The 21,048-nt window shown below is 38.0% G+C and carries 21 protein-coding genes; 12 read left to right on the forward strand and 9 right to left on the reverse strand.

The window, feature by feature from the left end; translation table 11 throughout:
- The first annotated feature begins 45 nt into the window (after positions 1 to 45).
- The 3 genes from G0028_RS05195 to rnk all read left to right on the forward strand — a co-directional run bounded on the left by G0028_RS05195 (position 46) and on the right by rnk (position 3,016).
- Positions 46 to 939 (forward strand): DMT family transporter, encoded by an 894-nt coding sequence (locus G0028_RS05195; RefSeq protein WP_180097328.1) that lies wholly within the window; start codon positions 46 to 48, stop codon positions 937 to 939.
- 258 nt (positions 940 to 1,197) lie between these two features.
- Positions 1,198 to 2,451 (forward strand): serine hydroxymethyltransferase, encoded by a 1,254-nt coding sequence (gene glyA / locus G0028_RS05200; RefSeq protein ID WP_130072977.1) that lies wholly within the window; start codon positions 1,198 to 1,200, stop codon positions 2,449 to 2,451.
- A 160-nt stretch (positions 2,452 to 2,611) separates the two neighbouring features.
- A complete protein-coding gene (gene rnk / locus G0028_RS05205) occupies positions 2,612 to 3,016 on the forward strand; it encodes a nucleoside diphosphate kinase regulator (protein ID WP_130072976.1) in 405 nt (134 codons plus the stop codon).
- Positions 3,017 to 3,148: 132 nt separating this feature from the next.
- On the opposite strand, the gene G0028_RS05210 is transcribed toward rnk, so the two are convergent.
- Positions 3,149 to 3,934, reverse strand: coding sequence for a crotonase/enoyl-CoA hydratase family protein (locus G0028_RS05210; RefSeq protein WP_218946322.1), 786 nt, complete (start codon positions 3,932 to 3,934; stop codon positions 3,149 to 3,151).
- Between the two features lie 287 nt (positions 3,935 to 4,221).
- Between G0028_RS05210 and pnuC the strand changes: the two genes are divergently transcribed.
- The 4 genes from pnuC to G0028_RS05230 all read left to right on the forward strand — a co-directional run bounded on the left by pnuC (position 4,222) and on the right by G0028_RS05230 (position 7,648).
- Positions 4,222 to 4,800: a nicotinamide riboside transporter PnuC gene (gene pnuC, locus G0028_RS05215; RefSeq protein WP_130072974.1), complete on the forward strand. Its 579-nt coding sequence runs from the start codon at positions 4,222 to 4,224 to the stop codon at positions 4,798 to 4,800.
- A 12-nt stretch (positions 4,801 to 4,812) separates the two neighbouring features.
- Positions 4,813 to 5,121, forward strand: a complete 309-nt coding sequence (locus G0028_RS05220) for a hypothetical protein (RefSeq protein ID WP_130072973.1) — start codon at positions 4,813 to 4,815, stop codon at positions 5,119 to 5,121.
- 244 nt (positions 5,122 to 5,365) lie between these two features.
- The gene (locus G0028_RS05225; RefSeq protein WP_180046253.1) at positions 5,366 to 6,523 is read left to right on the forward strand and encodes a GGDEF domain-containing protein; all 1,158 of its coding nucleotides are present in this window, start codon (positions 5,366 to 5,368) and stop codon (positions 6,521 to 6,523) included.
- A 213-nt stretch (positions 6,524 to 6,736) separates the two neighbouring features.
- Positions 6,737 to 7,648 carry a polyprenyl synthetase family protein gene (locus G0028_RS05230; RefSeq protein ID WP_130072971.1) on the forward strand — a complete coding sequence of 304 codons (912 nt, stop codon included), beginning with the start codon at positions 6,737 to 6,739 and terminating at the stop codon, positions 7,646 to 7,648.
- 103 nt (positions 7,649 to 7,751) lie between these two features.
- Here the strand turns inward: G0028_RS05230 and G0028_RS05235 are convergent, their stop codons facing one another.
- The 6 genes from G0028_RS05235 to G0028_RS05260 all read right to left on the reverse strand — a co-directional run bounded on the left by G0028_RS05235 (position 7,752) and on the right by G0028_RS05260 (position 12,840).
- Positions 7,752 to 7,934 (reverse strand): hypothetical protein, encoded by a 183-nt coding sequence (locus tag G0028_RS05235; RefSeq protein ID WP_130072970.1) that lies wholly within the window; start codon positions 7,932 to 7,934, stop codon positions 7,752 to 7,754.
- 157 nt (positions 7,935 to 8,091) lie between these two features.
- Positions 8,092 to 9,588 carry a sodium/proline symporter PutP gene (putP, locus tag G0028_RS05240; protein WP_130072969.1) on the reverse strand — a complete coding sequence of 499 codons (1,497 nt, stop codon included), beginning with the start codon at positions 9,586 to 9,588 and terminating at the stop codon, positions 8,092 to 8,094.
- Between the two features lie 158 nt (positions 9,589 to 9,746).
- Positions 9,747 to 10,601, reverse strand: a complete 855-nt coding sequence (locus tag G0028_RS05245) for an SPFH domain-containing protein (protein WP_180046251.1) — start codon at positions 10,599 to 10,601, stop codon at positions 9,747 to 9,749.
- A gap of 23 nt (positions 10,602 to 10,624) precedes the next feature.
- Complete coding sequence (locus G0028_RS05250) at positions 10,625 to 11,098, reverse strand: NfeD family protein (RefSeq protein WP_180046249.1); 474 nt, start codon at positions 11,096 to 11,098, stop codon at positions 10,625 to 10,627.
- Positions 11,099 to 11,229: 131 nt separating this feature from the next.
- Complete coding sequence (locus G0028_RS05255) at positions 11,230 to 12,147, reverse strand: patatin-like phospholipase family protein (RefSeq protein ID WP_180046247.1); 918 nt, start codon at positions 12,145 to 12,147, stop codon at positions 11,230 to 11,232.
- Between the two features lie 66 nt (positions 12,148 to 12,213).
- Positions 12,214 to 12,840, reverse strand: a complete 627-nt coding sequence (locus G0028_RS05260; protein WP_130072965.1) for a lysophospholipid acyltransferase family protein — start codon at positions 12,838 to 12,840, stop codon at positions 12,214 to 12,216.
- 134 nt (positions 12,841 to 12,974) lie between these two features.
- On the opposite strand from G0028_RS05260, the gene G0028_RS05265 reads away from it, so the two are divergent.
- The 4 genes from G0028_RS05265 to G0028_RS05280 all read left to right on the forward strand — a co-directional run bounded on the left by G0028_RS05265 (position 12,975) and on the right by G0028_RS05280 (position 18,109).
- On the forward strand, positions 12,975 to 14,255 hold the full coding sequence (locus G0028_RS05265) for an MFS transporter (protein ID WP_180046245.1): 1,281 nt from the start codon (positions 12,975 to 12,977) through the stop codon (positions 14,253 to 14,255).
- A gap of 143 nt (positions 14,256 to 14,398) precedes the next feature.
- Complete coding sequence (locus tag G0028_RS05270; protein ID WP_174493612.1) at positions 14,399 to 16,060, forward strand: phosphoethanolamine transferase; 1,662 nt, start codon at positions 14,399 to 14,401, stop codon at positions 16,058 to 16,060.
- Between the two features lie 15 nt (positions 16,061 to 16,075).
- Positions 16,076 to 16,750 carry a response regulator transcription factor gene (locus G0028_RS05275; protein WP_130072963.1) on the forward strand — a complete coding sequence of 225 codons (675 nt, stop codon included), beginning with the start codon at positions 16,076 to 16,078 and terminating at the stop codon, positions 16,748 to 16,750.
- Positions 16,751 to 16,777: 27 nt separating this feature from the next.
- Entirely contained in the window at positions 16,778 to 18,109 is a 1,332-nt protein-coding gene (locus tag G0028_RS05280) for an ATP-binding protein (RefSeq protein ID WP_180046243.1), read from the forward strand.
- A gap of 40 nt (positions 18,110 to 18,149) precedes the next feature.
- Here G0028_RS05280 and G0028_RS05285 read toward each other — a convergent pair whose 3' ends face one another.
- Positions 18,150 to 18,794, reverse strand: a complete 645-nt coding sequence (locus G0028_RS05285) for a phosphatase PAP2 family protein (RefSeq protein ID WP_227554776.1) — start codon at positions 18,792 to 18,794, stop codon at positions 18,150 to 18,152.
- Positions 18,795 to 18,965: 171 nt separating this feature from the next.
- On the opposite strand from G0028_RS05285, the gene G0028_RS05290 reads away from it, so the two are divergent.
- Positions 18,966 to 19,661 carry an HAD family hydrolase gene (locus tag G0028_RS05290; protein ID WP_180046241.1) on the forward strand — a complete coding sequence of 232 codons (696 nt, stop codon included), beginning with the start codon at positions 18,966 to 18,968 and terminating at the stop codon, positions 19,659 to 19,661.
- A gap of 72 nt (positions 19,662 to 19,733) precedes the next feature.
- Here the strand turns inward: G0028_RS05290 and G0028_RS05295 are convergent, their stop codons facing one another.
- Entirely contained in the window at positions 19,734 to 20,921 is a 1,188-nt protein-coding gene (locus G0028_RS05295) for an ammonium transporter (protein ID WP_130072959.1), read from the reverse strand.
- Positions 20,922 to 21,048 lie beyond the last annotated feature (127 nt).

Here is a 21,048-nt window from a genome sequence, read left to right on the forward strand (position 1 = left end):
TTTATTTTATAAAGTAACGCTATATTCCAATGGTTGAGTATAGAAATGAGTAAAAAAATTGTCAGTGCAATTGTTGTATTGTGCTTGATTTGGGGCTCATTATGGGGCGTTGTTAAACATGTTTTGCAAATCTTCCCGCCATTTTTATTTATTTCAGTTCGTTTGCTTTTGGCGGCATTGACTTTAATGCTCGCGCAGAAACTGATACAGAAATCCATCTTACCTAAACGTAATGAGTGGAAAAAACTTATTATTTCAAGTTTTTTGATGTGTTTTGGTTTTTATGCAACTCAAACTTTTGCCATGCAATTCGTTGATTCGGGTCTGTCAGCAGTCTTGGTATTTACGATGCCTATTTTTGTCGGAATATTGGCACACTTTATTTTAAAAGAACGGTTGAACTCACAAAAAATGCTCGGCTTGCTTTTCGGCTTTTTAGGATTAACAGCAATTCTTTGGCCACAGTTGCAACATTTACATTTGAATATGGCATTGTTTGGTCAAGTGTGTTTGATTCTATCAGGCTTTTTTTGGGCAATGACGACTGTTTATATTAAAAAGAATTTTGCGAATTATGACAAAATCAAATTGACGATTTGGCAAATGTTGCTCGGTGGGGTGGTGTTGCTTATCGGATCTCTAACATTTGAAACTGTTGATCCGAAAGTATGGCTGAATCCATTGAACGATTCACTCTTGCTTTATATTGCCGTGGTTGGTACAGGTGCTGCATTTGCATTGTGGAATTGGATTGTGAGTCAAGTTGATACTTTTGTGGCATCCATTTCCGTAATGAGTATTCCAATTCTCAGTTTATTTTTCGGCTATGTGTTGTGGCACGAGCCATTAACATTTTACATTTGGACAGGGGCGATTTTGATTGCTGTGGGGATTTTATTTAGTGCTTTAAAACCCAAAATTGTGTTCACTACTAAGTAATGCGTATTTTTAAATATTGATATTCAAAGCTTAGATTAAATGTTCAACAGATAAGTTCCATTTATTTTTTAACTTTGAAAGCACTTAGCTTTAAATCCAAAGCATTAATTTGACCTCGTAAAACAGTTTTGTTGCAATATAAAGAAGTTTTTATGAAAAACTGAGTAAAGTTCATTCTCAATCTTTAAAAACTTCATGCTACAATATGCGCCAATCTTAGCACGGCTTAAAAGCCCTACATTTCATAGGACCTCGCTAATGTTTGCCAATATCTCTATTGCTGAATTTGACCCTGAATTAGCGCAAGCAATCTCGAATGAAGATGCTCGCCAAGAAGCGCATATTGAGTTAATCGCTTCTGAAAACTATTGCTCACCAGCAGTAATGGAAGCACAAGGCTCAAAACTCACTAACAAATATGCAGAAGGCTACCCAGGCAAACGCTATTATGGCGGTTGTGAATATGTAGACGTGATCGAACAATTGGCGATTGATCGTGCTAAAGAGCTTTTTGGTGCTGACTATGCAAACGTTCAACCGCATGCAGGTTCTCAAGCAAACTCAGCAGTTTACCTTGCACTTCTTAACCCAGGCGATACAGTTCTTGGGATGAGTCTTGCTCACGGTGGTCACTTGACGCACGGTGCAAAAGTAAGTTTCTCAGGTAAAACATATAATGCGATTCAATACGGTTTAAATCCAGAAACTGGTGAAATCGATTATGAAGAAGTTGAACGTTTAGCTGTAGAACATAAACCACGTATGATCGTGGCTGGTTTCTCTGCTTATAGCCAAATCGTAGATTGGCAACGTTTCCGTGAAATCGCGGACAAAGTTGGCGCTTACTTATTCGTAGATATGGCTCACGTTGCAGGTCTTGTTGCTGCGGGTGTTTACCCAAGCCCAGTGCAAATTGCTGATGTCACAACAACGACGACACATAAAACTTTACGTGGTCCACGTTCAGGTTTAATCCTTGCCAAAGCAAATGAAGAAATTGAGAAAAAACTTCAATCTGCTGTATTCCCTGGTAACCAAGGTGGTCCTTTAGTTCATGCAGTTGCTGCGAAAGCAATTTGTTTTAAAGAAGCAATGGCTCCTGAGTACAAAGCTTACCAACAACAAGTTGTGAAAAACGCGCAAGCAATGGCTGAAGTGTTAATCGAACGCGGTTATGACGTTGTATCTGGTGGTACTAAAAACCACTTGTTCCTATTGTCTTTAATTAAACAAGACATTACAGGTAAAGATGCTGATGCATGGTTGGGTGCTGCTCACATTACAGTGAACAAAAACTCTGTACCAAATGACCCACGTTCTCCATTTGTGACTTCAGGTATTCGTATTGGTACTCCTGCTGTCACAACTCGTGGTTTCGGTGAAGCTGAAGTACGTGACCTTGCAGGTTGGATCGCAGATATTTTAGATGCGAAAGGTGATGAAGCAGTAATTAATGCAGTGAAAGCGAAAGTTGAAGCTGTATGCGCTAAATTCCCTGTTTATGCAAAATAAGCATTGACTTGAGAAAGCCCCCTCAAGGGGGCTTTTTTTATAGCTTTAAAAAAGTGAGTGGATTATTCAATTGTCATAATTTCTGTTATAAGTGGAAGTTAGACATTAAATTTTTATTGCTGTTGCTCGTTCATCATATAAATTAAAGGAAGTGAAGTACATGGCTCAACCGAAGATTGTAATTACAGAACAAGATTTACATCGTTTAGAAACGATGCTTGAACATCAAACTAAATTAACACCCACAATGGAACATTTAGAAGATGAGTTGGCACGTGCAGATGTGGTTGCACCACAGGATATTCCTGCCAATATTGTGACGATGAATGCCAAAGTGTTGATTACAATTGCGCCTGCAACAGAAGCAACAGAAATTACTTTGGTGTATCCACATGACTTTAAAGGGGATAAAGGTCAAGTCAATATTCTTGCCCCAATTGGTGCTGCGATTATTGGCTTAGCTGAAGGTCAGGAAATTGAATGGCCACAACCCGATGGTCACACCATGAAAGTCAAAATTGAAAAAGTTCTGTATCAACCTGAACGTGAAGGGAAATTTATTTAAGTATTTAAAGCCATCATCATGATGGCTTTATTATGAGAATCATCATTTGCTACAACAGTAGGCACTTCACTATCTTGAAAGCATTTTTATGTTTAAACACAATTAATTAAATTCATAGATGAAAGCTGTACATTATCTGCCTTTAAATTGTGGAGCACGACGTTGTAACATTGCCATCACACCTTCTTGTGCATCTTGTGAAACAAGTAATGGGCTGAGTAATTCTTGTAGATTGGCAAAAGCTGCTTCGGGACTTTGTAGAAATGCTTGATGCGCCGATTTGAGCGTCGCTTGTACTGCAAGTGGGGCAGCTTGAGCGATCCGTTCAGCCAGTTCAATCGCACGGATTAATTGGTTATTGCCTTCGACTACTTCTGTGACTAAGTTCATTTCATAAGCGGTTTGTGCATAGAATAAATCACCTGTCAGGATATATTTCATGGCTTTTGCCCAACCTGCAGCCTGTACAAAACGCACTGTTGCACCTCCAAAGGGTAAAATGCCACGTTGTACTTCAATTTGAGTAAATCGGGTATTTTCATTGGCAACCACAATGTCCGAGTTCAACATAAGTTCAATACCTGCAGTATAGCAGTAACCTTGTACCGCTGTGACTAACGGTTTACTGCGTTGCTGACCGACTGTACCCCAAGGATTGACAATATCATGATGAAAATTGAATACACCGTCAGCAAGTTTGGGTTGTAACTCGACTAAATCTAAGCCAGCAGTGAAATGGTCACCATGTGCGAAAATCACAGCACAGCGTAGTTCAGGATTATTTTCATATTCGGTCAATGCCAATGATAAATCTTCAATCATGTAACTATCGAAAGCATTGCGTTTAGTGGTACGGTCGAGTCCAATTAAAAAAATATGACCACGGATTTCACGGCTCACTTTTCCTTGTACTGACATTATTATTCTCTCTTTTATAGTGTTGAGTGTGGTGTGTGATTTAAGTTTTAATGGGTTATGAGAAAACTGTCAAATTTAAAAATGTGACGATTACGCTTATAGTGCCTGTTGATGTTATTGAAAATAGTAGCGTGAGATGTGTTGGCGAGCGTAATTGAGAAAAGTGTATAGACATCAAAGGATGTGGAGATAAATTACGGCATAAATATGCATAATCCTGCGAATTAGACTTGCATTCACAGTGTATTTTTTCATAATAAGCACTTCTTCCTTAGGGTAGCCCACGTATGTCCCCATTAGAAATATTTTCCGTGATCATTAGTGTCATCGGGGTGGCATTGACCATAAAACGAAGTATGTGGTGTTGGCTGTTTAACTTTCTTGCCTTTATTTTATATGCCTATTTATTCTACGAATATAAATTGTATGGTGAAACCATTTTACAGTTTTTGTTTATTATGGTGAATTTTTACGGTTTTTATCAATGGCTTAAAGGTAAACAACAAGATCATGAGATTCGTATTGAGCCCATCGCTATAAAGTTGGTTGTAGGGCAAATGATTTTAGCTGCTGTGGGTGGTTTTGTTTTTGGCTGGTCATTACATCATTTTACAGATGCCGCTTTGCCTTGGTTGGACTCACAGTTGGCCGCATTTAGTTTGTTAGCGACTTATTGGACTAGCCGTAAACATATTGCAACTTGGGTTTTATGGGTTTTCGTTGATATTATTTATGTGGGTATGTTTATTCACAAAGATTTATTTCTCACCGCAGGTTTATATGCGGCATTTGTGGCAATGGCAGCCTTTGGATGGTGGCAATGGACACAGGTCAAACAAAAGCAACAGCTCAAGCTGAGTACTTAAAGGTCACAGGCTATGTTGATTGATTTGATTGCGATGCAAAAGCAAAAGTTTCAACAACTTGCAGACAAAATTAAGGCTCAACCTGAATGTTATTTAAATTTTGACTCATTGGCAGATTTTTATCATGCAGCATGGCTAAATGATTTTCCAAAGGGGACGACATGGACAGTCACGGGCTTAGACGATGGTGCTGATGAGTTTGATATTCGTATTGAATATCGGGATATATATTTAATCATTGAATATTCATCACAATATAAGATTTATACTGGCAAAAATAACAGATTTGAGAAGATTTTGAGTGATTCCAAGGAAGACTAAATCACAAAAGCGCTGCTGAGTTGAATAATTAAATTTATGATTTTATTTATAAAGTCTATCTTTTTATTCAGAAATACAGTACATATTATTTATTATTGATGCATGCTTTAAAGACTGATCATCGTGATCATTTTATTATGCAAAATAATTCATATTATTTTTTTATATGTGTGATGTAAATAATATTTTGCTCTTTAAAAATAGACTGAAGCATACACTTAATATGTCAACACGGCAGATGAAAATGAAATTGTGGCGCAAATTCAGTGCGTTTATAAGTGGAGAGATTATTCTCAACTGGAATACGCTCACCAAATGTTGTCTAGTGATGATACTAGGTGCCTTGGTCTATGCTCTATGGATTTCATGGTATTTATTTGTTTTTAGTTTCCCGACTTTAAAATATTGGATGAATGTGGATTTATTTTATTCACATTTAACACTTTCTATTATTATTTTCTTTTCATATTTATTGTTAGCATGGTTGGGGTGGAAGTTTAAAAATAATACATGGGTGAAAGATTATTTTCCTTATTTTTCGATTTTATATTTTGGTTCAACATTAATTTATGGCGGTTTTAATATTGGGATTATTAGTCCTGCAACGATAGGAAGTTATATCAGTCTTATGTCTGTTGGTGTAGTTTTATTTGATCGTAAAATAATTTATAGCGCTGCGATTCCGATCTCAATATTTATGTTGAGTGCAATTATTTTAAGTAGCTTGCAACTTATACCCTATGCACCTTTATTTAGCCAGGAACTCAATGGCACCATTTTGTCGGAAAATCCATTTTGGGTGAATAGCATGCTCATTTTGTCTTTTCCGATTTTATTATTTTCGATCATTCTTTTTGAGATATTACTTACGCAATGGCGTAATCGTGAAGCACAGATTCAGAACATGAGTTTGTTAGACCCATTGACCAATATTTTTAACCGCCGTAGTTTGGCACAGCGCTTAATGCAAATGCAGCTTGAGCAAACGGCGTATGCCTTGGTTTTACTTGATTTAGATCACTTTAAGATGATCAATGATACCTATGGACATGATGTTGGGGATTTGGTGCTGATGAAAGTGGCTAAATTGCTCGATATGCATGTAGGACAAGATGATATGGTCGGACGTTTTGGTGGCGAGGAATTTTTATTAATTTTAAACAATAAAAATACTGAGCAAACGATTTTTATTGCTGAACAATGTCGAAAACTGATTGAACAAGAAGAGATTATCCTAGACCACGAGCAAAAACTCTATGTCACTGCCAGTTTTGGTGTTGCCATATCTGAACAAGATCAAAGTAAAGAAGTAGTGTTACGTCAAGCAGATCAGGCATTGTATTTGGCAAAGCATAAAGGACGTAATCAAGTGCGACATTATGCGGAAATACAGCATGATTAAGCTATTGATCTCTATGTTAAAAAGTACATTGATGATGAAGCTGTTGAGTGGTATTTAATGGTTAGTGTACATTTTCAAATATTATCTACCTTTTTTTGCTTCATGACTGAAATAAAGCCTGAAATAGATGCCTCTCTATATATTTCGATGTAGAATGTCATAGGCTTAAAATATTGAGTTAAAGTGACTCATCATTTGAATTTCGAGGCAAAAGTGACCGCAATTTCTAATGTGAATGCAGATGTATTAAAGCAAGCGCAACAGCGTATTCAGCAGGATTTACAAACAGCATTAGAGGCTTTTTCTCTTCCTGAACCTTTGAAATCTGCCGTACATCATGCTGTGATGTTAGGTGGAAAACGTGTCCGACCAGCATTATGTTATGCAACGTCCGCTTTACAAGAAAATAATCAAAATTTTGCGGCTGTACGCCGTGCGGCTGTTGCCATAGAGTTAATACATTGTTATTCATTGGCACATGATGATTTACCTTGTATGGATAATGATTTATTACGTCGAGGACAACCGACATGTCATGCAGCTTTTGGTGAAGATACAGCACTGTTGGCAGGTGATATTTTACAGTCGATGGCATTTGAAGTTTTAGGCAGTCGTTTGTTTGATCAAATGCAAGCGGTCGACAATTCAATTGTATTGAAACAAATGCAAATCTTGGCGACAGCAACCTCAAAAATGGTCTGTGGGCAGGTGTTAGATTTGCAAGCTGAAGGCAAACATGTTGATCAAGCACATTTAGAAAATATTCACCGTAATAAAACAGGTGCATTGATTCAAGCTGCCATCATGATGGCAGCGGTGACCATTTTTAAAGGTGCTGATCCTGCGATTCCGCAATTACGCCAGTTTGGACAAGCCATTGGTTTAGCATTCCAAGTTCAAGATGATATTTTAGATGTGATCTCTGACACAGTATCTTTAGGCAAAACCGCGGGTAAAGATGAGCAAGTGGATAAGTCGACCTATCCTGCATTGATGGGTTTAGAAAATGCCAAGCTTTATGCACAACAATTGCATGATCAAGCCTTTGAAGCTTTAGCGTATTTTGCTGAAAATGCTGCGGAATTAAATCAAATTTCGCAGTTTTTATTAGGACGGAAAAGTTAACTTTTTTGTAATGTATGAAGGTCGCAAGTCAATCGATTGACTTGCGATTTTTTGAAAATTGAATGAGTAAACCCCTAAGCATGGCAGATCGCTGAGCCATGTATTATTCGATGAATTGCATTAAAAATTCATAAGCTGCATCACGATCTAAAGGGCGTACTGTTTGCACAATGGTACGAATTTCCTCTTTTGCCCATTTTTCTTTTTCAGCCGCACAGACAAAAGATGCAAGCCAGATAAAAGGTGTATCGTGAGGACGTAGATAAAGACGTTTTAATTTTTTCAAAGCATTGTTCCGAAAATTTATTGGGATGACAGCGTCATCAATATTTTTATAAACTATGATTGTTATAATATAACACTAGATTTATTTTGAATATGACTAAAATGCATAATGGGGCTAATTTAGCCCCATTAATGTGATATTTGTTTAGGTTTTAGACTTATTTTGATGTTCTATAGAGTTGATCTGCTTCATCAAAACGCTGAATCATAGCTGCATTTGGTTTTTTGCTGATTAAACTTACGACAACGATTGCAATCATTGAGGCAATAAAGCCCGGGATAATGGCGTAAAGTTCTGTTGCGATGAGCGCAGGCACCGTCACCCACAGAATAACCACGATCGCACCGACCACCATACCTGCGATTGCACCAGATAAAGTCATGCGTTTCCAGAACAATGAGAAGATGATTAATGGTCCAAATGCTGCACCAAAACCTGCCCATGCATTTGCCACTAAGCCAAGGACTTCAGAGTCTGGATCATGCGCTAAAACAATGGCTAAGATAGCAATCAGCAAGACCATTAAACGTCCAACCCAAACCAATTCTTTTTGTGAAGCAGATTTACGGATAAATGCTTTATAAAAGTCTTCAGTCAAGGTACTTGAACAGACCAATAACTGACAGCTTAATGTACTCATTACTGCGGCTAAAATGGCTGCCAATACAATACCCGCTACCCATGGATTAAATAAAATTTTAGTGAGTTCAATAAAAATCAGTTCATGATTGGCACTGACATTGCCCGCAAGCTCAGGATGTAGATAGAAAAATGCGATGCCAAAGAAACCCGCTGCAACTGCGCCTCCGAGACATAAGGTCATCCATGTCATGCCAATACGGCGTGCATTTGGAATAGATTTGATCGAATCAATGGCCATAAAACGCACTAAAATATGCGGTTGACCAAAATAGCCTAAACCCCATGCAAGCGATGAAATCACTGCAACGGTACTTAAATTGGTAAATAAATCTAAAGCATGTGGACGAGCAGCTTCTAAAGCAACAGTGACCTGTGACAAATCACCAATACTTAAAATCGTGACAATTGGCGTAAGTAATAATGCAAAAATCATGAGTGTCGCTTGAATCGTATCCGTCCAACTCACAGCCAAGAATCCACCAATAAATACATAACTGATGGTGGCAATAGCACTAATCCACAGTGCTGTGTTATAAGACATATCAAACATGCCTTCGAACAAACGTGCACCTGCGACCATACCCGATGCGCAATACACCGCAAAGAAGATTAAAATCACCACCGCAGAAATCACACGTAATACTTTTTTACGGTCATCAAAACGATTTGAAAAATAATCGGGTAAGGTGAGTGCATTATTTTGTACTTCAGTATGGACACGTAAACGTCCCGCAACCAAAAACCAATTCAGCCATGCACCAATAATCAGACCGATGGCGATCCACATTTTAGATAAACCGAACAGATAAATGGCACCAGGTAAACCCATGAGTAACCAACCACTCATATCAGATGCGCCTGCGGATAATGCAGTGACAAAGCTACCTAAACGGCGTCCACCTAAGATATAGTCGGAAAAATCTTTGGTTGCACGATATGCCAATAAGCCAATCACAATCATGGCGACAATATAGAACATAAAGGTTATTAGGGTGGGATTTAGGGAGCTCATACGCAGTCCAAGTGTATGTAAGACAACAATTTGAAATAGTTTATTTCAAAAAATAACGTGAAATTTAAGCACAAATTAACAATATTTGCTGACTAATTATTGTGCATAAGAAAAAATAGGCAGTCTTAAAACTACCTATTTTACTGAAAAATAATAAATTAGTTATTTCTTCCCATTACACCACGAATGGTATTTAACACATCTGCGGGCAATACAACCGTTTTCGCATTATTCGATTTTGCCATATCTTGCATGGCTTTTACGTACTGTTCACCTAACAAATATGCCACAGGGATTTCTTTGTCTCCTACCGCAGAAGTCACCATTGAAATGGCTTTTTGTGATGCTTCTGCTAATACCACTTGTGCTTCAGCATCACGGCGAGAGGCTTCTAAACGTCCATCTGCTTCTAAAATTGCAGCCTGTTTTTCACCATCCGCTTTGGTTACAGTTGCACGGCGTTGACGTTCAGCTGCAGCCTGAGCTTCCATCGCTGATTGCATGGTGGTCGAGGGTTGAATATCTTGAATTTCCACAGTTTTAAGGGTAATTCCCCAGTCTGAAATATCATCGGAAATTGCAGCTTTAAGTTTGGCTTTGATATGGTCACGTGATGACAAGGCATCATCTAAATCCATTTCACCGACGATAGAACGTAAAGAGGTTTGTACTAGATTTTGAATTGCCCATGTATAATTTTCAATCCCATAGACCGCTTTTTCAGGTGTGGTAATATTGATATAAGCTACAGCATTCATCAGTAATACTGCATTATCACGAGTAATCACTTCTTGAGAAGGAATATCCAAAACAATATCTTTGGTGGTGATTTTATAAGCGACGTCATCTATATAAGGAATAATAAAATTTAGCCCTGGACTGAGGGTACTGTCATATTTCCCTAAACGCTGTACGATCCACTTATAACCTTGTGGGACAATACGAACACCTTTGAATATGGTGACGATGACCAATGCAGAAAGAGCAACTGCAATAATTGAACCAATTGACATGTTTATTCCTCTTTTCTAAAAAATTATAATGGTTTTTGAGTGCTTTGATGGGGTTGAATGACCAGATCATTTCCTGAAATATCAACAACGCGGACACGATCACCCACTGCAACAGGAGAGAGAGTTCGACAATTCCATTCATCAGCACCTAAAATAGGCATGGGAAAGCGGACTTTGACATGATCATGTGTTAAATCTGTTTGAATGACCATACCCACTTGACCGATCGTGGACTCACGGGCAAGACCTGCTTTAGTTTTATCTATAGATAAGGGTTTAATAAATTTAAACCAATAAAGAGTACAACTGATCGAAAGGATGATCCAAAAAATAATTTGGGTAGTTAAAGATAGACTAGGGAAAAGCCAAAAAAGAATGGCAACCAATATCGCTGCAACCCCAAACCACAGTGCAGCAAAAGAAGGCAGAATCAGTTCAAAGAGGATTAACAACACACCTAAAACTAACCAATGCCAAGGTTCTATTATAAAATTCATACGTCTACTCTAATTGTAATCATGGAGATAGATGACGAATCATCTCAATCAATGTAACAGATCGCGGTCAGAATGAATATTAAAAAATGACCAACTTCTCTGATGAAAAGTTGGTTACAGTGATGAAAAAATTAGATTCTTGCTTTAAGTGCGGGTTGTAGTGCAGCCGGGGATTTTTTAAAATTGTTAATAGCCTTTTGAATTGCAGTAATTTTCAACTGTGCAGCTTTTTCCCCTTCCAAAATCGCTTGATTACTCGCTGTTAAGTCCAAAGTCCCTAAATGTCCCACTTTGGGTTGGATCACGATATTGGCTTGAGCAAGTTCTGACTGAATACTTTGTTGTCCCATAATGTTAATGGTCTGATCGAGTAAGCCCCACATATTCATGGGTTGGCTGCCTGAAGGACGTGCAGAAATATCGACTGCAATCACAATATCAGCACCCATATTTTTCGCAGTTTGTACTGGAATTGGACTGACTAAGCCACCATCGACATATTTAGTCTTGCCAATAGTTGCGGGTACAAAGACATTAGGAATACTACATGAAGCACGGACAGCTTGACCTGCATTTCCTTTGATGAATTCTGCTTTTTTACCATTGTCTAAGCGGGTTGCCACGGCTGCAAAACGAATTGGAAATTTTTCAATGGGTTTATTGGCCACATGACTATTGACATAATTTTGCAGCTTTTCACCCAAAATAATCCCTTGACGATTAAGGGTTAAGTCACGCAGATCTGACTCTTTGAGCTGTAGGGCAATTTGCTGCATTTGATAAGGTGTTTTACCACTGGCATAAATACTACCGACAAAACTCCCTGCACTTGTTCCTGTCACAATTTTGGGTTTAATACCATGTGACTCAAGTACTTTGATTACACCAATATGGGCGAAGCCTTTGGCACCACCACCGCCTAAAGCAAGTGCAATCACAGGTTCACGGGCTTTGATTGCTGTGGTTGTGGGTGGTGTTTTGGTGGTTTTATCACAGCCTACCAATGCCAGACCAAGTAAGCTGATGAGTCCAAAGAGTTTGATATGCATGTGCGTTATCTATTCATAAATTAAACAAAATATGCGCAACATCACAACAGATTACGTCATGATTTTCTAGCGCTTTTTAAACAGTTTTTGTAACGGTTTAGCCAATCGGGCAGGATTTTTCGGTGAAAAATTGCCCTGATAATGACTGAAAATTTGCGCTAAGTCTGCATCATAGTCGCCTGTAGGAGTGAATACACCTAAGCAACGAATCATTTTTTGCTCATAATCAAAAGCAAACATGACAATTGGAATATGTGCACCCATGGCAATATGATAAAAACCACTTTTGATTTTTTCAGCTTGTTTGCGTGTCCCTTCAGGCGCGAGGGCAATCCAAATTTTATCCGTAGATTGAATGGCATTGACAATTTGTTGGGTCAAGCCATGAGGGGAGTCACGTTGTACAGGAATTACCCCCATCCATTTAAATAGCTTATCCAATGGCGGTTTAAATAAACTGTCTTTGCCAAAGATCGTGACTTTTAAGCCAATGCCGAGCATGGCTAAGAATGCATACAATCCATCAAAATTGGATGTATGTGGCGAAACAATAGCAACAGCTTTAGGGATATTGGGAAATTGTCCTTCAAAGCGCCATCCTTGTGCGAGATATAAATTTTTAAAAAAAGCACGGCTTTTTGGTGTTCCACGATGTGGAACTTGATCGGGTAATTGTGGAAAATTTATTGCCATTGTTGTTTACATAACACTAAAAATCACTGTAAATATGCATTTTTCATAGATAATAGTACATGGATAAATTGTAATTATCCAACAACATTATCTACTCTAAAAGATCGCCAATTGGTTGAAAGGTCAATATTGTTATGCCCAAAGCCCCCCATTTGTATGTCCTGTTGTTTTCTTTATATTGGGCACAAGGATTACCTGTTGGTTTTATGACACATGCTTTGCCTGTGATTTTAAGGGCACAAGGGGTGTCACTGACCCATATTGGTGGTTTTGGTTTGCTGATGGCACCTTGGGCGATGAAAGTCCTGTGGGCACCTTGGGTTGACCGTTATGGTGCATTGGGGTTTGGGCATTATCGGAGTTGGATTATTCCTTGTCAGTTACTGACCGTTGCTATTTTAATTGTTTTATCTTATTTGCCCATTCAAGCTTTAAATGAACCTGTGTATTTATTGGGATTTTTTATTACTTTATTGTTGATGAATGGCATTGGTGCCACCCAAGATATTGCCACAGATGCTTTGGCAGTCAATATTCTCAAAGGTGAACAACAACATTGGGGCAATATGTTTCAAGTGGTGGGGTCGCGTTTAGGATTTATTGTTGGTGGTGGGGTGATTTTGTGGGCATTGGACAGTTTGACATGGCAAACGACTTTTTTAATTTTAGCTGCAATCGTATTTTTAAATATTGTGCCTGCTTTATTTTATCGAGAACCACAACATCATTTACACTTAGAGCAATCTAAACCAAGGGAACAGGCTGAGAGCAAAGCACCTTTCATGCAGCAAATCTCAGAATATTTACAGTATTTTTTAAACACTAAAGTCATGTTGTATTGGTTCATTGTATTATGCACGATCAAAATTGCGGATGGTTTGTCAGGTCCAATTAGCAAGCCACTCATGGTGGATTTAGGTTTAACGTATTCACAAATTGGTGTTTACATCACCATGTTAGGGGCAGGGGCTGCATTATGTGGTGCAGGTTTAGCGAGTCTTTATTTACAGTATTTTTCACGTGTTCGTGCACTAATTTTATTCTCTTTTTTTAAAGTATTGAGTTTGCTTGCTTATGCATGGCTCGCATATCAATTCCAACAAAAAACTGCAGTTTCGCATCTGACTATTTATTTCATCAATGCTGTCGATGATATGTTTGCCGCCATGCTTTTGGTGGTGATTTTGACTTTGATAATGCAATATAGCCGTAAAACGCATGCAGGAACAGACTTTACCTTTCAGGTCTCTGTGATGGCGGCAGTAAGTGGCATGCTGTATAGTCTCAGTGGAATCTTGGGCGATGTGATGGGATATTTTGATTATTTTATCTTGATGAGTTGTGTTGCTCTCCTGTGTTTATTGCCCATTTTTCTATGGATGAAGCAAGTGCATCTAAAAATAGATGAAAATTAAACTATTGGTAAAATGCTAAATTGTGCAAATTTATGTATTTCAGTGGTTTATCTCTATTTCTTAAGAATATTTCAGTTTAAATTAAGTCTTTCTTAAGGTTCAATTTTTACAGTTGATTATCTTTTATGCATGATCAGACTGAGATGTTGGGATTCTTAGAAAAACGATTCAATCAAAAAATAACGGTTTCATTTACTGTTTTTACTTTAGCTATGGCGGTGTGGTTAGGGGTATGTTTAAATTTTGCTTTTTATCGTCAAATTCATAATTTAACGCCATATCAAGGTATTAAATCCTATGCTTTTCTAGCTGCTACAGCCTTAATTTTAATCGCATTATATAATCTGATTTTACAAATCTTGGGTTGGAAGTGGACACTCAAAGCAATTACCGTTTTACTGGTATTTATTGGTGGATTCAGTGCCTATTTTGTGAATTCATTGGGTGTGGTGATTTCTCCTGATCAAATTCAAAATATGATGCAGACAGACCCTGCAGAAGTACGTGATCTGGTTTCACTCCGTTTTATTTTATGGTCGATTGCTTTTGTGGTTTTACCCATCGCATTGATTTTTTGGGTCAATATTCGTGATGAGTCCATTTCGAAAACCTTGCTGAAAAAGTTAGCCAGTAGTATTGCTTCTTTGGCAGTAATCGGTTCATTGTTATTTGTCTATTATGTCGATTTTGCTGCAATTTTTCGTGAGCATCGAGATTTAAAAGGCATGATTTCCCCACAAAATGTGTTTGCTGCAACCAGTTCTTATTTCCATAAAAGAGCGCCAAAGGAAAATTTACCTTTAATTCGTTATGGTGAAGATGCACATTTGGTTGAAGACACCTCAACACAAAAACATCCGAAATTGATGGTATTGGTGGTCGGTGAAACCGCACGTGCTGAAAGCTTTGCTTTAGATGGTTATCATAAAAATACCAATCCTGAATTGTCTAAACAGGCAGGTCTGATTAATTATAGTCAGGTGAGTTCATGTGGTACAGCCACAGCAGTGTCAGTACCTTGTATGTTCTCAGGAATGCCACGTCTTGAATATGATGAGCACTTAGCAAGCCATCGTGAAGGACTACTCGATATTGCACAACGTGCAGGTTATAAAGTGACGTGGATCGATAATAACTCTGGCTGTAAAGGCACATGTAATCGTGTAGAACAGTATAAAATTCCTGAAAATCTAAAACAAAAATGGTGTAAAGAAGGAGAGTGTCTGGATGGTATTTTGGTGGACAGTTTAAAACAATATATTTCAACGATTCCGAAAAATGATGTATCACCGCATTTGATTGTATTACATCAGATGGGTAGCCATGGCCCTGCTTATTATAAACGTGCACCTCAAGCGTTTCAGGTATTTCATCCAACCTGTGATACCAACGCGATTCAAGGCTGTACACGTGAGGAATTATTAAACAGTTATGACAATAGTATTGTGTATACTGACCATGTGCTGAATCAAGTGATTGAAGTTTTAAAAACACAAACGCAATATAGAACAGGTTTTTGGTATTTGTCTGATCATGGTGAGTCTACAGGTGAGCATGGTATGTATTTACATGGCGCACCGTATTCAATTGCACCGAGCCAACAAACCCATGTACCGATGATGATGTGGTTCTCTGACAGTTGGAAACAAGCACATGCTGCACAAGTCAATTGTTTGGCACAACAAAAGGCAAAAACCTTGAGTCAGGATAATTTATTTCCAAGTTTGTTAAGTCTGTTGGGTGTTAAAACCCAAGTGATTAATCAAAATCATAATATGCTCAGCCAATGTGCTGTACGTAGTTAATACAGGATGCCAAACATGACTAAAATCTTAATGATTGAAGATGACTTTATGATTGCTGAATCAACGCTCACCTTGTTGCGTTTTCATCAATATGAAGTGGAATGGGTCAATAATGGCTTGGATGGGTTAAAACAATTGACCCATCAACAATTTGATTTGATTTTATTAGACTTAGGTCTGCCAATGATGGATGGCATGCAAGTACTGAAGCAAATTCGACAACGGGTAGCAACGCCTGTATTGATCATTTCTGCACGAGATCAACTGCAAAATCGTGTAGATGGTTTAAATCAAGGCGCAGATGATTATTTGATTAAACCGTATGAATTTGAAGAATTAATTGCACGTATCCAAGCGTTATTACGTCGTTCGAATCAAACGCAAGCGCTGCAATCAGGTGCTGAAATCCTAAAAAATGGAGATTTAGTACTCGATGTAGAGCAGCATCTCGCAACTTTTAAAGGTGAATTGGTCGAATTATCTAAACGTGAATGGGCAATCTTAATTCCACTGATGACCCACCCAAATAAAATATTTTCTAAAACCAATTTAGAAGATAAGTTATATGCTTTAGACAGTGAAATTAATAGCAATACCATTGAAGTCTATGTGCATCATATTCGTTCAAAATTAGGTAAAAACATTATTCGTACCATTCGTGGTTTGGGCTATCGTTTTGGTCAAGCCTAATATTTTGGAAAAATTTGAAATAAAAGTATGACAGAAAAACAGCATTATTCTCTTAGAAGGCGCTTAATTACATATGTCTCGCTCTTTAGCGCGCTCATGGGTTGCCTGCTCATTTTTACTGCTTATAAAACGTCATTACATGAAATCACTGAAATTTTAGATGAACAAATGGTGTATTTGGCGGAACGTGTTGCCAAAAATCCACGTCCATTAGAAAGTCAATTTAATCATCAAAAACGTTATCATGAAGAAGATTTGTTTATCGATGTTTGGGCGTACAATGAGCGTAAAGACCTCAGTCATGATGAACATTATTTGATTGAACCGAAAAGTAAAGCAGGCTTCTATACCCAAGAAACTGAAAATGGTACTTGGATTGCTTATGTTTTACCTACACCACAATATCAAATTCAAATTAGTCAACAACTCAAAGTGCGTAAAGAGCTGGCGTTTGAGTTAGCAGGTACAATGTTTTTGCCTTATTTGTTGATTATGCCTTTTGCCTTGTTTGCATTGGTATTCATTATTCGTAGAAGCTTAAAGCCTTTAGAAGCGTTTAAATCTGAACTGTCGTTGCGTGATTCAAATAGTTTATCTTCGATTCAAAGTAGTCATTATCCCGAAGAGCTTGTGCCTACTATTAATGAAATGAATCATTTATTTGAACGTATTTCTATTGCTCAACAAGAACAACGCCAATTTGTCGCTGATGCTGCACATGAGTTACGGACACCGATTACCGCACTCAACTTACAAACCAAGATTCTGATTAGCCAATTGCCTGATGACCCTAATTTATTGAATTTAAGTAAAGGTTTGGCACGGATGCAGCATTTGGTCACGCAACTCTTGGCACTTGCCAAACAAGATGCTTCGTTGAAATACGAGCGACCTGCGACTACTTTTCAGTTAAATGATGTTGCATTTAATTGTGTTGAACAATTACTTAATCTTGCGATGCAAAAAGACATAGATCTTGGATTTTTACGCAATGATCCTGTACAGATGTTTAGTGTTGAACAAAGTGTGCATTCGATTATTTTTAATTTAATTGATAATGCCATTAAATATACCCCTGATACAGGTGTGATCAATATTTCTGTATTTGAAGATGGGCATGGCTCAGCATTTGTTAAAATTGAGGACAGTGGTCCGGGAATCGAACCTGAGTTATATGAAAAAGTGCTGAAACGCTTTTATCGAATCCATCATCACTTAGAAGTGGGCAGTGGTCTAGGATTATCGATTGTAGAAAAAGCAGTACAACATTTGGGTGGACTACTGACTTTATCGCGCAGTGAAGAACTCGGTGGTTTAGAGGTTCTGGTTAAATTACCGATGCAATTGAGTGATCAGTAAATCTTTAAAATGAGGTGAAAATACGGTTTCACCTCATCAATTATTGTGCATGTTTTTGAAATTTTTTATAGAAAATGGCATACAGAACAGCATTTAAACTAAATATAATCCAAGCTGTCCATAGATTGTGACTGAGAAAATGTGCGCCTCGCATCATTTGCCCCCAACCCATAATAAAGCCTAAAGTTAGACCGAAAAATAAGAAGAGATAGGCACATTTTTTTGAACTTAAACGATAGACAAAAAATCCAGTCATCAGTGCAAAGCCTGTACTGGCATGCCCACCTGGAAAACAGTGTCCATGTGTTGCAGTGAAGTCCCAAATAAATCCTGTAGGGGTTGCTTGTGTCATATTCCATGGACAAGCATGCTGCGATTGAGATTTTAATAATCCGACGACACCTGTACACAATATACTGACCCAAAACATATAGCCATATTGCCAACGAGATGGTTTTAATTTTTCAACCTTAAATGAAGCTAACCATAAAAATAAAAAACTCAGATAAACTAAAATCAAAATATTTTTCAGGTGTTTATGATTCCAATGTACCAAATAATAGTTATCACGATAGGTAAAATGTCCAAATTGATCCATCCAAGGTCGAATCAAATTTTGGTCAATTGCGCCACCAACAGGAAAATAACAGAGCAGAATCACACCGGATATCAAACTGACTGTCATACAAGACAGCATAAATTTTTGAAAATTTGAGAAAACCATATCGGATAAAATGCAAATGTGAAATGAAAATATAGTTTATGATTTAAGCAATTAAAACTTAAATGAGTATTAATCTATACAATTTCATCATATCGAAATTTGGTCTTATTGTTGTGCAACTGAAAAAATACCATGAAAATTCAAGCAGTACTTTTTGATTTAGACAATACGTTGACCCACCGAGATCAGAGCGTGGTGGTGTATGCACAACGCTTTTTAAATGACTTTTCACATCATTTAGCCACATCTGAACTAGAAAAAACCGTGCATATCATCCGTTATATTGACAATTGTGGTTATCCTAAAAAAGAACGTTTAACACATCCGAGTATTGCTGCTTCAGTGGGGCAGGCTTTAATAGATACTTTGACTTGGAATACATTACCCAAGCTCGATGAACTTACTCAATATTGGTTTGAGCAATTTGGCATGGCTGCGGTTGCAATGCAGGGTGCAGCAGATTTATTACAATATTTAAAGCAAGAAAATTATAAATTAGCGGTGATTTCCAATGGTGGACATGCAACCCGTTTAAAAATTCTACAGGGTTTGGGCTTTGCTCATTATTTTGATCAGATTATCAGTTCGGAATTGGTGGGCATCAGTAAGCCTAAACCTGAAATATTTTTAGACACTTGTCAGCGTTTACATATACAGCCACAACAGGCTTTATATATTGGTGATCATCCAGTGAATGATTATGCAGGTGCAACAGGTGCAGGTCTCAATGCATTATTGCTGAACGGCTTTCATGAAAATGTTGCACATATTCCACAACGGATTGATGAATTAAAGCAAGTTTTAGATTATTTATTTCTTAAAGATTGAGATAAAAAACCTCCTGAGAGCAGGAGGTAGTGGTGATTTAGAGCCAAAACACAAGAGCAGCATAATTTGTATTTAAAAAATAGCATCCTCTGAATTTGCTGAAATTTTATGAATAGATAAATCAGCACCACGAAATTCTTCTTCTTGGCTTAAACGAATACCCATCGTCACTTTTAAAATACCATAAACTGCAAAAGCACCAAGCAACGCAATAATAATGGCAAAGATTGTACCGAAGATCTGCGATAACATCGAAACACCGCCTAAACCGCCCAACCAAGTTTGACCGAATAGACCCACAGCAATACCACCAAAGGCACCACATACCCCATGTAAAGGCCATACGCCGAGTACGTCGTCCACTTTTAAGCGGTTTTGTGTATAAGTAAATAACTTAACGAAGAAGAAGCCTGCAAATATCCCGATGAATAAAGCACCCATAGGATGAACAATGTCAGAGCCTGCACAGATCGCAACTAAACCCGCCAATGGACCATTATGTAAAAAACCAGGGTCTTCTTTGCCGAAGAAATTGGCTGCAATTGTTCCCCCGACCATCGCCATCAGTGAGTTGATTGCGACTAATCCTGAAATAGCATCTAAACGTTGTGCGCTCATGACATTGAAACCAAACCAACCCACAATCAAAATCCATGAACCAAGTGCTAAAAATGGAATAGATGAAGGTGGATGTGCACTGATGCGTCCATCTTTTTTATAACGACCATGTCGAGCGCCTAGTAAAATTACGGCTGCAAGTGCCATCCATCCGCCCATTGCATGTACAACAACTGAACCTGCAAAGTCATGAAAAGATGCACCAAATGCATTTTTTAACCAATCTTGTAATCCAAAATTACCATTCCATGCAATGCCTTCAAAAAAAGGATAAACCAAGGCAACTAAAAACAAAGTCGCAATCGCTTGAGTACGCATTTTGGCACGTTCAGCAATTCCCCCTGAAATAATGGCAGGAATAGCTGCTGCAAAAGTCAGTAAAAAGAAACAGCGCATCAAGTTGTAACCATGCTCAGCGGAAAGTTGTATGCCTGAATGGAAAAAGTGTTGACCATAAGCGATGTAATAGCCCACAAAAAAATAAGCAATCGCTGAAATAGAAAAGTCAGTCAAAATTTTACTCAGTGCATTGACTTGGTTTTTGTGGCGTACAGTACCGAGTTCTAAAAATGCAAATCCTGCATGCATTGCAAGTACAAGGATCGCACCGAGTAGAAGGAAAAGTAGATCAATATTTTGCATAAGGGCTCTGATTTGGTGCTGAATGTTACAGTTTGGTTCAAGTATAACGAGCTATTTGTGGGCGTGAAGAGGGGAAAGACGGGAAAAATTGATCAAAAATGGAGAAGAAGCTGCAAGACTCGATATA

The sequence above is a fragment of the Acinetobacter piscicola genome (assembly GCF_015218165.1).
GTDB lineage: Bacteria > Pseudomonadota > Gammaproteobacteria > Pseudomonadales > Moraxellaceae > Acinetobacter > Acinetobacter piscicola_A.

Excerpts from the sequence above, each read along its gene's own strand:
- G0028_RS05195 (WP_180097328.1), top strand. The coding sequence starts at position 46 with ATGAGTAAAAAAATTGTCAGTGCAATTGTTGTATTGTGCTTGATTTGG.
- glyA (WP_130072977.1), top strand. The coding sequence starts at position 1,198 with ATGTTTGCCAATATCTCTATTGCTGAATTTGACCCTGAATTAGCGCAA.
- rnk (WP_130072976.1), top strand. The coding sequence starts at position 2,612 with ATGGCTCAACCGAAGATTGTAATTACAGAACAAGATTTACATCGTTTA.
- G0028_RS05210 (WP_218946322.1), bottom strand. The coding sequence starts at position 3,934 with ATGTCAGTACAAGGAAAAGTGAGCCGTGAAATCCGTGGTCATATTTTT.
- pnuC (WP_130072974.1), top strand. The coding sequence starts at position 4,222 with ATGTCCCCATTAGAAATATTTTCCGTGATCATTAGTGTCATCGGGGTG.
- G0028_RS05220 (WP_130072973.1), top strand. The coding sequence starts at position 4,813 with ATGTTGATTGATTTGATTGCGATGCAAAAGCAAAAGTTTCAACAACTT.
- G0028_RS05225 (WP_180046253.1), top strand. The coding sequence starts at position 5,366 with ATGAAATTGTGGCGCAAATTCAGTGCGTTTATAAGTGGAGAGATTATT.
- putP (WP_130072969.1), bottom strand. The coding sequence starts at position 9,588 with ATGAGCTCCCTAAATCCCACCCTAATAACCTTTATGTTCTATATTGTC.
- G0028_RS05245 (WP_180046251.1), bottom strand. The coding sequence starts at position 10,601 with ATGTCAATTGGTTCAATTATTGCAGTTGCTCTTTCTGCATTGGTCATC.
- G0028_RS05250 (WP_180046249.1), bottom strand. The coding sequence starts at position 11,098 with ATGAATTTTATAATAGAACCTTGGCATTGGTTAGTTTTAGGTGTGTTG.
- G0028_RS05255 (WP_180046247.1), bottom strand. The coding sequence starts at position 12,147 with ATGCATATCAAACTCTTTGGACTCATCAGCTTACTTGGTCTGGCATTG.
- G0028_RS05260 (WP_130072965.1), bottom strand. The coding sequence starts at position 12,840 with ATGGCAATAAATTTTCCACAATTACCCGATCAAGTTCCACATCGTGGA.
- G0028_RS05265 (WP_180046245.1), top strand. The coding sequence starts at position 12,975 with ATGCCCAAAGCCCCCCATTTGTATGTCCTGTTGTTTTCTTTATATTGG.
- G0028_RS05270 (WP_174493612.1), top strand. The coding sequence starts at position 14,399 with ATGTTGGGATTCTTAGAAAAACGATTCAATCAAAAAATAACGGTTTCA.
- G0028_RS05275 (WP_130072963.1), top strand. The coding sequence starts at position 16,076 with ATGACTAAAATCTTAATGATTGAAGATGACTTTATGATTGCTGAATCA.
- G0028_RS05280 (WP_180046243.1), top strand. The coding sequence starts at position 16,778 with ATGACAGAAAAACAGCATTATTCTCTTAGAAGGCGCTTAATTACATAT.
- G0028_RS05285 (WP_227554776.1), bottom strand. The coding sequence starts at position 18,794 with ATGACAGTCAGTTTGATATCCGGTGTGATTCTGCTCTGTTATTTTCCT.
- G0028_RS05290 (WP_180046241.1), top strand. The coding sequence starts at position 18,966 with ATGAAAATTCAAGCAGTACTTTTTGATTTAGACAATACGTTGACCCAC.
- G0028_RS05295 (WP_130072959.1), bottom strand. The coding sequence starts at position 20,921 with ATGCAAAATATTGATCTACTTTTCCTTCTACTCGGTGCGATCCTTGTA.